Raw genomic sequence first — 13,794 nt, forward strand, 5'->3', positions numbered from 1 at the left:
CGAGAGCCCCCGGGGCACGCAGATGAGTAAGACGAAGAAGAAGATTTTTTCTGCTGTAAAAGCCGTTAAGGCAAATGCCCGTGAACGCGTTGGCCAACCACCGTCTGAGCGTGTGCTGCTCGATCCGAAACAGAAGCGCGGCGCGAAGGAAAAACACAAAGAGACCCTCGCCGATCTCATCAACAGGACAGGAGAATAAGGATGATACGTTTTCGCTCTGCTGCACTGAGCCTGCTTGTAGCCGGGATGGCCCTCTCGGGCGCAGCCCAGACCATTCAGGTGAATAAAGAGAATCGCACGATTGCCATTACCGCGACCGACAAGGTGACCGCGCTGGCAGACCAGGCCACTCTGCATGTCGGTTTCATCGCCTATGGTCCCGATAGCAATACTGCGTACGCGAATGGCTCGAAGCTCTCGAATTCGATCGTCAATGCGTTGACCGATAGTGGCATTCCGAAGGATTCCATCCAGAGCGAGAACCAGCAGATCGCCCCTGTACAGAATTATCAGCTCGACAAGCTCACCGAGGCTCAGAAGGCCCAGCGGCAGTTCCAGGTTACGCAGAGCTGGACTATCAAGATGGAAGCGGCGGATGCCGCGAAGGCTCTGGATCTTGCCGTGAAGGCGGGGGCGAATCAGTCGGGACAGATTGACTGGGACTTCAAGGATGAGAATGCGCCTGAGACGCAGGCTGCAGCAAAGGCGCTTCAGCGTGCGCACACGCAGGCCCAGCAGATGGCGACCAGCCTGAATGCGAAGCTCGGCTCGCTTCTGTACGCCAGCAACGAGGTGCAGCCCAGCGGGCCTCGTCCGATGTTCCGCGCGATGGCAGCGGCACCGGCGATGGAGAAGGTACAGCCGCTGGCGATCAACCCGAGAGAGGTAGAAAAGTCTGCGACCGTCTATGCTGTCTTCGCCATCGAATAGGCGAAACAGTGCGGGCAACTCGAACGTACATGTAAAGAGAGAAGACTGATGCCCCAGTACACCTATCGCGAACTGAAGCCTACTCCCGAAGCGGAATCCACCTACCGGCGCTGGCTTTCACAGCTCAATGATGAGTTCACCCGGCACGATTCTGTCGATCGCCGGTCGGAGATCGTGCGCGATGAGCTCTACCAGATGTATCTCGGAAAACCTCACGGGGGGCGAACTCCGGTTACGCTGACCAGTGAGTTGGCAAGCCACACACTCACAGAGTGCTTTGACCCACGCAACGTGACGCTCGAGCCTGAGTACTATGGCGACATCGATGCTGAGAAGTACGCCGTTCGTAAGCCTCTTATCTGGTTCTGGCAGATGTTCGATCGCTCTCCACTGGGTCTGAATCATTGGCTCGGCTTCCGCTTCCGCTGCATGTTGGGGCACCACATCTTCCAGTCTCTGGGCAAGGGAGTGAAGATCTTTCACAACGTGGAGTTCACCTACGGGTACAACCTCACCATCGAAGACAACTGCACCATTCACAGGAACGTCATGTTGGATGATCGGGGCGGATTGATTCTGCGCCAAGGGACGAGTGTCTCGGATTACGCCAATATCTACTCCCACACCCACGACATCAATGTTCAGGCGGATGTAACCAACAAACCGACGGAGATAGGTCCCAAGGCGCGGGTAACCTATCACGCCACCGTTCTGGCGGGAGCGGGCGTGGGTGAAAACTCCATGCTTGGCGCCATGGCGCTGGCGACCAAGCCGGTGCCGCCGGGTGTCGTGTCGGTCGGCATCCCGGCAAAGGTTAAGCGCGAAAAGAATCCACCCGCCTAGCTAGTCCTGCAGCCAAGGTCTCTGCCGCCGCTTCCATGCATCCTACGGACAGAAGGGGGCTGTTTGCTGCATTTATTATCCGTAGTCAGCCTCATCGTTGCTGGCCTGTGTGCCGTCGGGATCGCACTCGACATCAGCCGCCGTCCACAGCCGATGAGCGTCATGAATCTCGTTTGGCCCATCACTGCCCTTTACTTTGGTCCCATAGCTGTCTGGGCATACCTGCAGTTCGGACGCGCGAGGAAGGGCCCCGCGATGCCCCACAAGGAAGGCGGTCACCAGGAGAAGGAGAAGCCTGTTACGTGGAATCAGGTCGCCCTTGCCACCAGTCATTGTGGAGCAGGTTGCACTATCGCCGACGTACTGACGGAGTTCACGCTTTTTGGGCTGGGTGTCACACTTCTCGGTTCAAAGCTGTGGGCCAGCTTCGCATGGGACCTGGCGGCCGCGTGGCTTCTGGGCGTCATCATTCAATACTTTTCCATAAAGCCGATGCGCAACCTGTCGGTGAAAGAGGGCATTGTGGCGGCCGTCAAGGCGGATACCCTCTCCATCCTCGCTTTCCAGGTGGGAATGTACGCCTGGATGGCTCTCGTCTACTTCAAGCTGTTTCCTTCGCCTCACCTGGAGCCGATACAGCCTGAATACTGGCTGATGATGCAGATTGGAATGATCTGCGGCTTTCTGACCTCTTACCCTATGAATCGGTGGCTGGTTGAGGCTGGGTTGAAAGAAAAGATGGGATAGGCAGGGGTCTAGGAGGCAGTCTGCCCTCCGTTTTCCCAAGGAATGATTCATCCTTTAGGCTAATAGGATGAATCAGAACGTCGTTCTCATAGTCTTCCAGGTATTTGCGCTGATCCTCGCCTTCAGTGTGCACGAGTGCGCTCATGCGTGGATGGCGTGGCGGTTGGGCGATCCAACGGCCCGCATGCTGGGTCGAGTTACCTTGAATCCCTTGAAACACCTGGATCTGTTTGGTTCGGTTCTGATGCCTCTTATCGCCCTTGTCTACCACTGGCCTTTGATTGGCTGGGCAAAACCCACTCCAGTCACCGCGCGCAACTTCAAAAACTATAAGAGAGACGACATCATGGTGACCCTGGCCGGCCCTGCCAGTAATCTTCTGCTGGCCACCGGTGCGCTCATCCTGCTGTTGATCATCAAGCACCTGGTGCCTGGCGGAACCCTGGCTGTATTTACGGCAATGGCACTTGCGATGCATCTTCCCGGGGTTTCAACTGAAAACCTTCCCGCCCTCTTTCCCGTCGCGCTTCTGCTTTACTTCATCATTCTGATCAATCTTCTTCTGTTCGTCTTCAATCTGGTGCCCTTTCCTCCGCTTGATGGCAGCCGAATTCTCCGTCACTTTCTGCCATACAACGCTCTGCGGATTTATGACCGGATGGGTATGCTGGCGTTGTGGATCTTCATGCTCGTGGCTGGAGGATTCATCTTCCGCGTCTTTCTCTATCCACTCCAGTCGGCCTTCGACTCCATCCTTGCGGCTCTCTAGGGCAGCGCTTCCCGTATCATCTCAATTTGAGCATCATGACCGATTTATCTTCTTCTTCAGCACGTCCAAGAATCTTGAGCGGTATGCGGCCCACAGGCAAGCTGCACCTGGGAAACTATATGGGTGCGCTCTTCAATTGGGTAAAGCTGCAGCATGACTATGAGTGCTACTTTTTCATCGCTGACTATCACGCACTGACAACGGACTACGCCAACACATCGAATCTTCGTGAGAATATCCGCGAGGTGATCCTTGATTTCCTCGCCGCCGGTCTCGATCCTGAGATCTCCACGCTCTTCATTCAGAGTGACGTCAAAGCACATTTCGAGTTGCATGCATTGTTCAGCATGATCACTCCGCTGAGCTGGCTGGAGCGTGTGCCGACCTATAAGGACCAGCAGGAGCAGCTGAAAGAGAAGGATCTGGCCACGTATGGTTTTCTCGGCTATCCACTGCTGCAGAGCGCGGACATCCTGCTCTACAAGCCGCGTTACGTGCCTGTGGGCGCAGATCAGGTCGCGCACGTCGAGCTGACGCGTGAGATCGCGCGGCGCTTCAATCAGTTCTTCCCTGGCGATTTTCACCTCGCCTCCGATGCGGCTCCATGGGAGATGGGAGCCATCCAGGAGAAGGCGCGAAAGCTTGCCGGCGATAAGGCAAAGTCTGCCTTCTCCGCACATGAGCTCTATGAAGCTGCGCACCAGACGAAGAAGATCACGGAGGGATTCGGTCGCACGGAGGTGCTGCCAGAACCGGATGTCCTCCTGACTCCCTCTCCCAAGCTGCCGGGAACCGATGGACGAAAGATGTCCAAGAGCTACCGCAACACCATTCTGCTGTCCGACCCGGAGTCGGAGGTGCGGACAAAGCTCAAGACTATGGTGACCGATCCGGCGCGTGTGCGACGGGAGGATCCAGGGAACCCGGACGTATGTCCCGTCTTCGACCTGCACAAGGTCTTCTCTTCGGAAGAGACGCAGCAGGAGGCGCGCATCGGGTGTACTACCGCCGGAATCGGGTGTATCCAGTGCAAGAGCTGGCTGGCAGATGCCGTTGTAGCGCATCTTGCACCTATCCAGGAGCGGCGACGCTACTATGAATCAAACTTCGTGGAAGTAGAAGAGATCCTGCGTCAGGGCGCGGTTCGTGCCGCAGCTCGAGCGAACCAGACGATGCAGGAAGTCCGCTATGCTGTAGGTCTTTCATCTCTATGAGCGACGAAACCATCAATCCACAGGACCCGACTCTCCAAACCGAAGAGAATCCCGAGGCTGCGGCCCCGGCCTCCCCACCTGAAGCGATCGAGAACGGCGAAGTCGCTGAGCCGTTCGCCCTCAAGCATCCTGTGCCTGCTCCCGCCCTGGAGCCCAGGCGTGCATCAGCGAAGGACAGGGAGAAAGACAAAAGGGATAAAGAGGAGGCGTCGCAGTCGCCCTTTTCCGTAACTGTCGGCCTGGTCTATGACGGCCCGCTCGACCTTCTGCTCGACCTCATTCGCAAGCAGAACATCGACATCTACGACATTCCTATTGCCCGCATCACCGAGCAGTTCCTGGATTACACCCACAAGCTGCAGCAGACCGACGTCGATGCTGCCGGCGAGTTCATCTATATGGCCTCGCTCCTCATCCACATCAAGTCAAAGATGCTTCTGCCTCGCGACCCCAGCGATGTCACAGGAACCGACTCGGAAGATCCACGCCGCGAACTGGTAGAGCGTCTGCTCGAGCACGAACGCTTCAAGGCGGCTGCGCAGATGCTGATGCAGAAGCAGCAGATTGAGGAAGCTACCTGGAGCAATCCTGGCATACGGGATTTCCGTGACTCCGCAGATGCGGAGCGTGAGATCGCGGCCGATACCGTCGATCTTGTCCGCGTCTTTCAGGACATTCTGGGCCGATTGCGGCAAAGGCCGGTGCTGGATGTCGACGAAGAGTCTGTGACCGTGGCTCAGATGATCGACTATGTGAAGCGCCGCCTCGTCATGGAAGACAAGCCTGTCTCTCTTCGACGCCTGCTGCACAACACCCACACCGAGCGGGCCCTGATCTGCATGTTCCTTGCGATGCTTGAGCTTGTTCGCCTACAGGCGGTTCTGCTGCACCAGCCTATCTCCGAGGGAGACATCCTGATCAAGAAGACCGATAACTTCGATCAGGTCTTCGCGGATCAGCAACAGGCTCGCGACGACTGGCGATAATCCCGTCACAACTGTGATCCTCACCTGTGAGCGACACTTATGCTCGCAGGTGAGGATTTCACTGAAGATCAAGTCTGAATCTAAGCCTCGCTCGAAATGAGACGAGCGCGGATGTTTACTGCTTCTTCCGCTTCCGAATCAATCCGGCGAGTGCTGCCATGCCTGTTCCCATCAACGCCAGCGAAGCTGGTTCGGGAGCAACGCTCGTTGGCACCGTTGGCGGAAGCGTTCCGGTGAACTCCTGGTTGTGAACCTCGCCGGTCTGGCCGATGGCAGCGGCAATGAATGTGCCGGACATCTGGGAGTTGCCGCTCAGGATCGCAAACGGAGCGAGCGCCGAAGCGGTGAATTGACCATTGATGGTTACGGTATCAGCGTCAGAGAAATTGAACAGGATGTTGGAATTCGCGCTGCTGTCGCCTGAATTCTGTTGGTCGTTATAGTAGATCCCGGTCCCCAGAGCGACGTTCTTGCCATCGACGTTGATGATGATGGTCGAGCCAGCGGGTGCGATGATGTCGAGTGGATGGTTCGTGTCGCCAAACTGGGCGGCAGTGATGTTGAAGATATTCAGGATTGAACTGGTTCCCTTCAAGACGAAGAAGGACGGATTCACAGACGAGTGATTTGTTCCCAGAACCTCGCCGTTCGCACTCAGTGCAGCTAATGCCAGCGACTTGTTGTCCAGCGTAGTGCGCAGGCTGTCGAAATCAATCCCCGACGAGCCAGTGCTTACGCGATGTCCGCCTCCGTTGAAGTTGAAGTTGCCATTGCTCCCCGGAGCAAAGACGTTTCCATGGCTGTTGATGTTGAACTGCTCTCCGGAGTTGAGCCCTCCCGTTGACACAAGATCGAAATGCGCCAGCGAGCCCCATGGATCGCTGTAGAGATTACTTCCGATCGTCGTTCCACTCGTTACCATTCCGGCTGCGGCGACCCGTCCTGTAATGTCTGCTGTGGTTGAGATATTGCCTGCGATGACGGTATTGCCGTGGGAGTCAACCGTTCCAAGGGCCACTAGATTGTATGCACTTGCTACGCCGAAGGGGGCCACACCGTCGGCTTTGCACAGACCTGGGAGAACAACAAGGCTTACTGCCAAAAGAGAAAGGTACTTGATCTTCATTATGGAAAGACCTATTGCAAGTGGGCGGCCAAATCCAAAAAAGAACCCCCGGGGCCCAGGCGTCGGCGATTTTCGCGGTGCTGGTGCGTCCTCAACGGAACTTTTTTGCATATATGCTTATTTTTTCCTGCGGATGAGGAAAACTATTTCCCTTCCTTAGTCCGGTGTTTCTTCACCTGCTGTTCACATTCCGTTCGCAAACGACGCCTATCGTGATCGTGACTGACCCGGGCCCAATCCACGCATAGGTGACCATCGATGGCAACGCCAGCTACTCTCCCCTCCGGCTCTCTTCTCGACGAAAAGCTAAAGAAATCCTCGCCAGGCAAGATTGGGATAGCCGTCTTTTCCCTCCTGCTGGTGGGCGGAGTGGGTTACATCGCTCGACAGCTCTCCCTCGATCTCACCTTTGTCCACACGGGTTCCATCTTTCCCTACTTCCTGTTGGGAGTCGCCCTGCTGATTGCCCTGGGTTTCGAGTTCGTGAATGGCTTCCACGACACAGCGAACGCCGTGGCGACGGTGATCTATACGCACTCGCTGGAGCCGCATATCGCGGTGGTCTGGTCAGGGCTCTGGAACTTCGTTGGGGTGCTGACCAGCTCGGGCGCTGTGGCCTATTCGGTCATCACGCTGCTGCCTGTGGAGTTGATTCTGAAGGTCAGCAAGGGGGCGGGTTTCGCTATGGTCTTTGCCCTGCTGGTAGCGGCGATTCTATGGAACCTGGCGACCTGGTGGCGTGGTCTCCCGGCCTCCAGCTCGCACACGATGATCGGCTCTATCATCGGTGTCGGTATCACCAATCAGCTCCTTCACGGTGCCAGCGGAGTGAGCGGAGTCGACTGGGAGCAGGTCACGAAGGTATTCAAAGCTCTTCTCTTCTCGCCGGTCGTCGGATTTGTCGGTGCTGCCGTGCTGTTTGGATTGTTCAAGCTCCTGCTTCGCGATCCTCGACTCTACGAAGCGCCCAAAGGAACAGAACCGCCGCCCTTTTATATTCGCGCTCTGCTGGTTCTTACCTGCACAGGGGTTAGCTTCGCCCATGGCTCAAATGACGGCCAGAAGGGGATGGGACTCATTATGCTCATCCTGGTGGGTACGGTTCCGACGGCCTATGCGCTGAACCACGCGGTCACCCGTTCCCAGGTGGAGACCTTCACGGCAGTCTCGCGTCAGACCTCAGACACACTCTCGCGGTATGTCGATCCCAACGCGGTAGTCGCCGACTCCGGTCAGGAGCTGGAACACTTCGTCTCGTCCCATCAGTTCAGCGGGAGCACGATGCTGGCAATGCGGCAGATGGTCAATGACATCCAGAACGAGGTCACGCGGTACGGTGCTCTCAATCGCGTTCCCGCCAATATGCAGGCGAACGTTCGTAACCAGATGTACCTCGTAAGCGAGACCATGCGCCTGCTGCCGAAGTATGGTCCTGGTGTCTCAGATGACGACAAAAAAGTCTTCGGAAACTACAAGGGATTCCTGGATCGCTCGACCAAGTTCATTCCCTCCTGGGTCAAGGTCGCGGTTGCGCTCGCGCTGGGGCTGGGAACGATGGTGGGATGGAAGCGCATTGTGATCACCGTCGGGGAGAAGATCGGCAAGACTCACCTGACCTATGCGCAGGGAGCCTCGGCTGAGCTGATGGCGATGATGACGATTCTTGCCGCGGACGGGTACGGCCTTCCTGTCAGTACGACCCATGTATTGTCCTCCGGAGTGGCGGGAACGATGGCTGCGAGCAGGAGCGGTCTGCAAGTCGCAACTCTGCGCGACATAGCACTTGCCTGGGTCTTCACCCTTCCTGCCGCGGCTATCCTGTCGGGAGTTCTGTACTGGCTCTTCAACATGATGGTGAGGTAGTTCACAAGCTCCTCATACTCTTCGTCTTCGGAGGGTGGAAGATCGCATTCCACCTCCTTTCTGCTGTGCAAAACACGTCCCGAATCACACCTTTGACGACTGCTCTCTTCAGGGAGCGTTCTTATACACTCGTAGGCAATGAGCCTCAAAGGAAAGATCGAAGCTGTCATCTACGCGTCCGAAGAACCGGTGACCCTCTCCCAGTTGATGGGCCTGCTCGGCCACGAGGCCCAGGCTGAGCTGGACCAGCTCGCAGAGGCGCAGCAGGCACTTGCGCTTGAAGCAGAAGAAGAGAGTGGCAATGCGGAGGCCCAGCAGGCGGGCGATCGGGCTGTGGACAGCCTGAACAGTGAAGAAATCGCTGAAGTGGAACAGGCAGCTCCTGCCGCTTCTGAACCCGTAGAGGACGCCCAGGCAGTCTCCGAAGCGACAGAGCCCTTGCCGGAGGAGGCAGCAGGCGAGGTCCCGGAACGGCAATCTGCACGCGAGGCGAAAGAGGAGAAGGAGAGAAATCGCCGGCTCCGGGAGTATTTCCGTTCCCTGCTCGACCAGCTGATCAGCGACTACTCGAACGGAGATCGCGGTCTGGAGATCCGCGAGGTGGCCAGCGGTTATCGGATGGCGACCAAGCCGGAGTACCACGATGCCGTGCGCGGTTTCGTGAAATCGCTTAAGCCGCCCCTCAAGCTGTCGCTGCAGGCCCTCGAGACCCTGGCGGTCGTAGCGTACAAGCAGCCCATCACCGCGCCCGAGGTCTCCGAGATTCGCGGCGTCGACTCCGGTGGCGTCCTCGGCTCCCTGATGACACGCAAGCTGGTGACGACTGCGGGCCGCAAACAGGTCATCGGGCGTCCCATTCTCTACAAGACCACCAAGGACTTTCTGCTTCGCTTCGGGCTTAAAGATGTCAATGAGCTCCCGTCCATTGAGGAATTCGAAAAGATGGCGGGAGAGCTCGCCGAACAGGAGGAGATCCCCATGGAGCACTCGACGGCGGAACACCATGCCCCGGAGACTCCTGCGGAGCTTGAACCAGAACGCCACACCCACCTGCCGCAGGCCGACGGAAGCCCTGACCCGGTCGACGACCCTCTGGACGATCAATTCGTCGAAGAGAAGCCAGAATCCGCAACCGAAGCGCCGTCAGAGCCCGAGAGCGATGAAGCAGGGAGCGAAGATGCCGGGAGCGAGGATGCCGGTCAGTTAATGGAGGAACCTAAGTCCTAGTCCTGTTCTTTCGAAGATCTGAGCGCCGCTGCGGGCGAACTTGTCCGGTTCGGGCGATAATTACCAGATGACCGAACCGAAGGAAAACAGGGGCGAGCGCCTCCAGAAGATTCTCGCGGCAGCAGGCGTCTCCAGTCGCCGCAAGGCTGAGGGTCTCATCCTCGAGGGCCATGTTCAGGTAAACGGCCAGGTCGTCACCGAGCTGGGCACGCGCGCGGATCCCGACCGGGACCATATCCGCGTCGATGGCAAGCTGCTGCGCGGTCGCGAGCAGCACCGCTACTACATGCTCAACAAGCCGCGTGGATATGTCACAACGCTCTCCGACCCGGAGAAGCGCCCAACAGTCGCTGACCTGATGGCAAAGAAGCGAGGACCGCATGCTGAATCTGCACGTTTATACCCGGTAGGCCGCCTGGATTACCTCTCTGAAGGCCTTCTATTGATGACCAACGACGGTAATCTTGCGAATCAGCTCTCCAAGGCAGCGGCGGGAGTCGAAAAGACCTATCTGGTGAAGGTCGCCGGGGTCCCCTCGGCCGAGAGCATCGATCAGCTGCGTCGCGGAATCATGATCGACCGAGGCCGCCTCAATGAGGCGCGTAGCGGTCGCCGTGATCGCGTGGTAACCGCTCCGGCAAAGATCGAGCAGGTAAGGGGTGGCGATAACCCCTGGTTTGAGCTCACTCTGATCGAAGGCCGCAACCGTCAGATCCGCAAGATGTTTGAGGAGATCGGACATCACGTCGAGAAGATCCGCCGCATCGGCTACGGAGCTCTGAGGCTGGACGTCTCGCCGGGCGACTTCCGGGAGCTGACCGCGGGTGAGGTTATGGCTCTGGGAAGAGCAGCCAAGGGCCTGAAGGTCACTCCCAAGCAAAGACTCCCTGAGTTTGCACAGCTCAAGAAGCCAGTTCCCCCCAAAAAGGCGCGACGCCGGGTACCGGGCGATCATCGCAGGGGCTGAAAAGCACCCCTGACCGGCCTGTAACTGCACTCACCTCCCACAGCTCTCCTGGCTGATGGGGGACCGTGTCTTTTGGAGCATCGAAAGATATCGTCTGGCTTATTGACAGCGCTCGATTCGCACGCACAGAATACTCCCGCTGTTCATCTTCCGATGAAGACAAAGCTATACGGAAGAGCATCAAATAAGTGTCGTTTCATAGTAGGTCCCAGGCCCGGCGTTAACCGCCGCAAGCACGTTGCAGAGCAGCAAAGGAGTAAAAAGTGGCAATCGAAAAAGCTACATTTGGAGCAGGATGCTTCTGGGGTGTAGAAGCAAAGTTCAACGAGATCATCGGAGTGATTGATACGACCGTAGGGTACGAAGGCGGAGACCTCGAGCAGCCCACTTACCAGGATGTCTGTAACGGCCGCACCGGTCACGCCGAGGTCGTCCAGGTTACATTTGATAACTCACGTACCAGCTACGAGAAGCTTCTGGATGCGTTCTTCGCACTGCATGATCCCACTCAGGTCAATCGGCAGGGCCCAGATCTGGGAGCACAGTACCGGAGCGTTATCTTCACTCATAATGAACGTCAGGCTGCTGAGGCGTCGGCTAAAAAGGCAGAGTTGAACGCCTCCGGCACCTATCGGGATCCCATTGCGACCGAAATTTCACCGACCAGGGCTTTCTGGAAGGCAGAGGAATACCATCAGCGCTACCTTGAAAAGCGCGGCATGGTGAGTTGCCACATCTGAAGTGATCAGAAGTTCGGGAGAAGAGAATGGAGTCGCGGCCGAACAGGTCCGGCTCCATATCTTTTTGCAGGCGGCCTGCTTCGGGCCTTAGGTCAAAGAACCGAGGGCTCGCCTTGAATGGATGGGTCGGGAAGTTGATCGGGGAGGTACCTTGAGACCGGAAAGCCGCTTCCAAAGCCTGGAACTCCCATCCTGTGTTATCCTTGGTACAAGGCATCGATCTGTTGATTGATGTCCTGCTTCGCGGGAGCCCCCGGATGGGTTCGGGGTGGCCAGAGACCGCAGAAGCTTATAACCTCCCGCGCTCTGCTGATTTCATTCAGTCATCCAAGGCGCTGGTTGCTCTGGCTCTGATGGAAGGTCAAAGGTGACCTTTCTCGCCGTGCAGCAGCGTAAGCCCGATGTAGGGCAAGCTGATACCTCGGAATCCATGGTGCGTCCCGCATCGTTCTGCATCTCAAAGGCGCCGCAATGAATGCGGCATTTACCGAAGGACTATCTTGACCACAACTTTAGAAGCACCCGAACAGCTGGATTCCACGATTGGAACCAGCCACGCCGATTCACCAGTTTTCACCAGCTTCAACCTCTCAGAGCCACTCAAGCAGCGTTTGACTGCTGCTGGTTTCGTCACTCCAACACCCGTCCAGGCTGGAGCCATTCCCCCCGCGCTTGAGGGCCGGGACATTCTAGCCACTGCCTCTACCGGTACCGGTAAGACGCTCAGCTTTCTCGTACCTATTCTCGAAAGGCTCGACGCAACCTCGGTTCCCAGCACACGAGGGAAACGCAGCCCTGCTCGCGCCCTGATCCTGCTGCCGACGCGAGAGCTCGCCATGCAGGTTCTGGAAAACTACTGGAAGCTGATGCCCGGCGCGAAGCACGACGCTGTTCTCATCTGCGGTGGTTTGTCCGAGAACACCCAGTTCGACAATCTCGATCGCGGTCCGCGCCTTATCGTCGCGACCCCTGGACGTCTCGAGGACTTCCTCCGTCGTCGGCAGATCGATCTCTCTAACGTGCAGATGTTTGTTCTGGACGAGGTGGATCGCATGCTCGACATGGGCTTCCTGCCGGCGATCCGCCGCATCGTTACGGCCGTTCCCCGTGGACGCCAGACGATGTGCTACTCCGCGACACTCGACGCCAACATCCAGGAGATCGTTCGCGACTACGTGAAGGATCCTGTTCGCATCGAAATCGGCAATACCTCCAAGCCCTCGGACCGAGTGGAGCTGCGCGCCTACACGGTCATGCAGGATCAGAAACTTGGACTGCTGAACCAGATGCTCGGCGAAGAAAAGGGTAGCTTCCTGGTCTTCTCCCGCACCAAGCACGGCGCAGACCGCATCTCGAAGAAGCTCGAGAAGCTTGGTCACTGGACGAATGCAATCCACGGAGATCGTTCGCAATCGCAGCGAAGCTCCGCTCTCAAAGGCTTTGCTTCCGGAAAGCATCGTGTCCTGGTTGCGACCGACGTCGCTGCCCGCGGCATCGATATCTCCGACATTGCCCATGTTGTTAACTTCGACCTTCCCAATGCGAGCGAAGACTTCGTGCACCGCATCGGACGCACCGGTCGCGCAGGAGCGAAAGGTGTCGCAACGACCTTCGTGATGCCGCAGGAGCGCCATGATGCTCGTAAGCTCGAACGCGAACTGAAGATCAAGTTTGCCTGGAAAGAAGCCGATAAGAATCTTGAGAAAGAGGAGCGCAACAAGCCCGTCGATCTGAACTCGATTGTTCCGTCCGCAACAACCGGACGGCAGGTCGAGGCTCTGGATGCTCTGCTGGCTCTCGAGACCCGTTCCTGGCGAGGGGAGTCGGACGGACAGTCCGGTGCACCTGCCAACAATGGACGACCCGCTTTCCGCGGCCGTCGCAAGGGGCCTGGTGCGGAAGGCAGATCCGGCGGACATCGTGGTGGTGCAAACAGCGCCCACCCGGGGAGAAACTCCTCCCACCCGCGCTCTGAGAGTGGCGGATCCCGTTCAGGCCGCAAAAACCGCGGTCGTTAGACCCCACCTATCAGCCCGCAGCTGGCCAATCAGCCAGCTGCGGGCTCTTTTTTTTGCGGGTCAGCGCCATCCGACATTCGATGACCTTTGTTGGTGCTGGCAGCTACCCTTCCAATTCTTCGACACGCGTTTCTCAGACGGCGGTCGAAGTTTTTGAATGCAAACAGGCCATCGCGGCCTCATAGACCTGGATTCGCAAAACTTACCATCTACATCCATATGATTTAAAGGGCCTTGTCCGGAGGTCCAATCGAAGCCTGCACCGAGGGGCGGCGACCCGCTGGGCTAACCGGGAGTTTCACATCGAAAATCCGCGAATTCGCGGTCAATTCACTCGATTAACCCAGCGGCGGCCTAGTATGTC

At 57.5% G+C, this 13,794-nt stretch carries 13 protein-coding genes; 12 read left to right on the plus strand and 1 reads right to left on the minus strand.

Features of this window, described 5'->3' with window-relative positions; genetic code table 11:
- Positions 1–22 precede the first annotated feature (22 nt).
- The 7 genes from JAO29_RS05290 to JAO29_RS05320 all read left to right on the plus strand — a co-directional run bounded on the left by JAO29_RS05290 (position 23) and on the right by JAO29_RS05320 (position 5,489).
- A complete protein-coding gene (locus JAO29_RS05290; protein WP_334267140.1) occupies positions 23–199 on the plus strand; it encodes a hypothetical protein in 177 nt (58 codons plus the stop codon).
- A 2-nt stretch (positions 200–201) separates the two neighbouring features.
- Positions 202–930 carry an SIMPL domain-containing protein gene (locus JAO29_RS05295; protein ID WP_334267141.1) on the plus strand — a complete coding sequence of 243 codons (729 nt, stop codon included), beginning with the start codon at positions 202–204 and terminating at the stop codon, positions 928–930.
- A gap of 48 nt (positions 931–978) precedes the next feature.
- On the plus strand, positions 979–1,773 hold the full coding sequence (locus tag JAO29_RS05300) for an acyltransferase (RefSeq protein WP_334267142.1): 795 nt from the start codon (positions 979–981) through the stop codon (positions 1,771–1,773).
- 63 nt (positions 1,774–1,836) lie between these two features.
- On the plus strand, positions 1,837–2,520 hold the full coding sequence (locus tag JAO29_RS05305) for a DUF4396 domain-containing protein (RefSeq protein ID WP_334267143.1): 684 nt from the start codon (positions 1,837–1,839) through the stop codon (positions 2,518–2,520).
- 67 nt (positions 2,521–2,587) lie between these two features.
- On the plus strand, positions 2,588–3,289 hold the full coding sequence (locus tag JAO29_RS05310) for a site-2 protease family protein (RefSeq protein ID WP_334267144.1): 702 nt from the start codon (positions 2,588–2,590) through the stop codon (positions 3,287–3,289).
- Positions 3,290–3,372: 83 nt separating this feature from the next.
- Positions 3,373–4,503, plus strand: coding sequence for a tryptophan--tRNA ligase (gene trpS / locus JAO29_RS05315; RefSeq protein WP_442886312.1), 1,131 nt, complete (start codon positions 3,373–3,375; stop codon positions 4,501–4,503).
- Positions 4,500–5,489, plus strand: a complete 990-nt coding sequence (locus JAO29_RS05320; RefSeq protein ID WP_334267146.1) for a segregation and condensation protein A — start codon at positions 4,500–4,502, stop codon at positions 5,487–5,489. Before trpS ends, JAO29_RS05320 begins: the two co-directional genes overlap by 4 nt.
- 115 nt (positions 5,490–5,604) lie before the next feature.
- On the opposite strand, the gene JAO29_RS05325 is transcribed toward JAO29_RS05320, so the two are convergent.
- Positions 5,605–6,615 carry a choice-of-anchor A family protein gene (locus tag JAO29_RS05325; RefSeq protein ID WP_334267147.1) on the minus strand — a complete coding sequence of 337 codons (1,011 nt, stop codon included), beginning with the start codon at positions 6,613–6,615 and terminating at the stop codon, positions 5,605–5,607.
- Between the two features lie 258 nt (positions 6,616–6,873).
- On the opposite strand from JAO29_RS05325, the gene JAO29_RS05330 reads away from it, so the two are divergent.
- The 5 genes from JAO29_RS05330 to JAO29_RS05350 all read left to right on the plus strand — a co-directional run bounded on the left by JAO29_RS05330 (position 6,874) and on the right by JAO29_RS05350 (position 13,430).
- Positions 6,874–8,478, plus strand: a complete 1,605-nt coding sequence (locus JAO29_RS05330; RefSeq protein ID WP_334267148.1) for an inorganic phosphate transporter — start codon at positions 6,874–6,876, stop codon at positions 8,476–8,478.
- Positions 8,479–8,616: 138 nt separating this feature from the next.
- On the plus strand, positions 8,617–9,705 hold the full coding sequence (gene scpB / locus JAO29_RS05335; protein ID WP_334267149.1) for an SMC-Scp complex subunit ScpB: 1,089 nt from the start codon (positions 8,617–8,619) through the stop codon (positions 9,703–9,705).
- 67 nt (positions 9,706–9,772) lie between these two features.
- Positions 9,773–10,672, plus strand: coding sequence for a pseudouridine synthase (locus JAO29_RS05340; protein ID WP_334267150.1), 900 nt, complete (start codon positions 9,773–9,775; stop codon positions 10,670–10,672).
- Positions 10,673–10,935: 263 nt separating this feature from the next.
- Positions 10,936–11,412: a peptide-methionine (S)-S-oxide reductase MsrA gene (gene msrA, locus JAO29_RS05345; protein ID WP_334267151.1), complete on the plus strand. Its 477-nt coding sequence runs from the start codon at positions 10,936–10,938 to the stop codon at positions 11,410–11,412.
- A gap of 500 nt (positions 11,413–11,912) precedes the next feature.
- Positions 11,913–13,430 carry a DEAD/DEAH box helicase gene (locus JAO29_RS05350; protein WP_334267152.1) on the plus strand — a complete coding sequence of 506 codons (1,518 nt, stop codon included), beginning with the start codon at positions 11,913–11,915 and terminating at the stop codon, positions 13,428–13,430.
- Positions 13,431–13,794 lie beyond the last annotated feature (364 nt).

It is taken from the genome of Edaphobacter sp. HDX4, from assembly GCF_036877565.1.
Taxonomy (GTDB): domain Bacteria; phylum Acidobacteriota; class Terriglobia; order Terriglobales; family Acidobacteriaceae; genus Edaphobacter.

What these genes read in the sequence shown, in the direction of transcription:
- trpS (WP_442886312.1), top strand. Translation starts at nt 3,373, where the DNA reads ATGCGGCCCACAGGCAAGCTGCACCTGGGAAACTATATGGGTGCGCTC.
- JAO29_RS05320 (WP_334267146.1), top strand. Translation starts at nt 4,500, where the DNA reads ATGAGCGACGAAACCATCAATCCACAGGACCCGACTCTCCAAACCGAA.
- JAO29_RS05290 (WP_334267140.1), top strand. Translation starts at nt 23, where the DNA reads ATGAGTAAGACGAAGAAGAAGATTTTTTCTGCTGTAAAAGCCGTTAAG.
- scpB (WP_334267149.1), top strand. Translation starts at nt 8,617, where the DNA reads ATGAGCCTCAAAGGAAAGATCGAAGCTGTCATCTACGCGTCCGAAGAA.
- JAO29_RS05330 (WP_334267148.1), top strand. Translation starts at nt 6,874, where the DNA reads ATGGCAACGCCAGCTACTCTCCCCTCCGGCTCTCTTCTCGACGAAAAG.
- JAO29_RS05340 (WP_334267150.1), top strand. Translation starts at nt 9,773, where the DNA reads ATGACCGAACCGAAGGAAAACAGGGGCGAGCGCCTCCAGAAGATTCTC.
- JAO29_RS05325 (WP_334267147.1), bottom strand. Translation starts at nt 6,615, where the DNA reads ATGAAGATCAAGTACCTTTCTCTTTTGGCAGTAAGCCTTGTTGTTCTC.
- JAO29_RS05295 (WP_334267141.1), top strand. Translation starts at nt 202, where the DNA reads ATGATACGTTTTCGCTCTGCTGCACTGAGCCTGCTTGTAGCCGGGATG.
- JAO29_RS05300 (WP_334267142.1), top strand. Translation starts at nt 979, where the DNA reads ATGCCCCAGTACACCTATCGCGAACTGAAGCCTACTCCCGAAGCGGAA.
- JAO29_RS05310 (WP_334267144.1), top strand. Translation starts at nt 2,588, where the DNA reads ATGAATCAGAACGTCGTTCTCATAGTCTTCCAGGTATTTGCGCTGATC.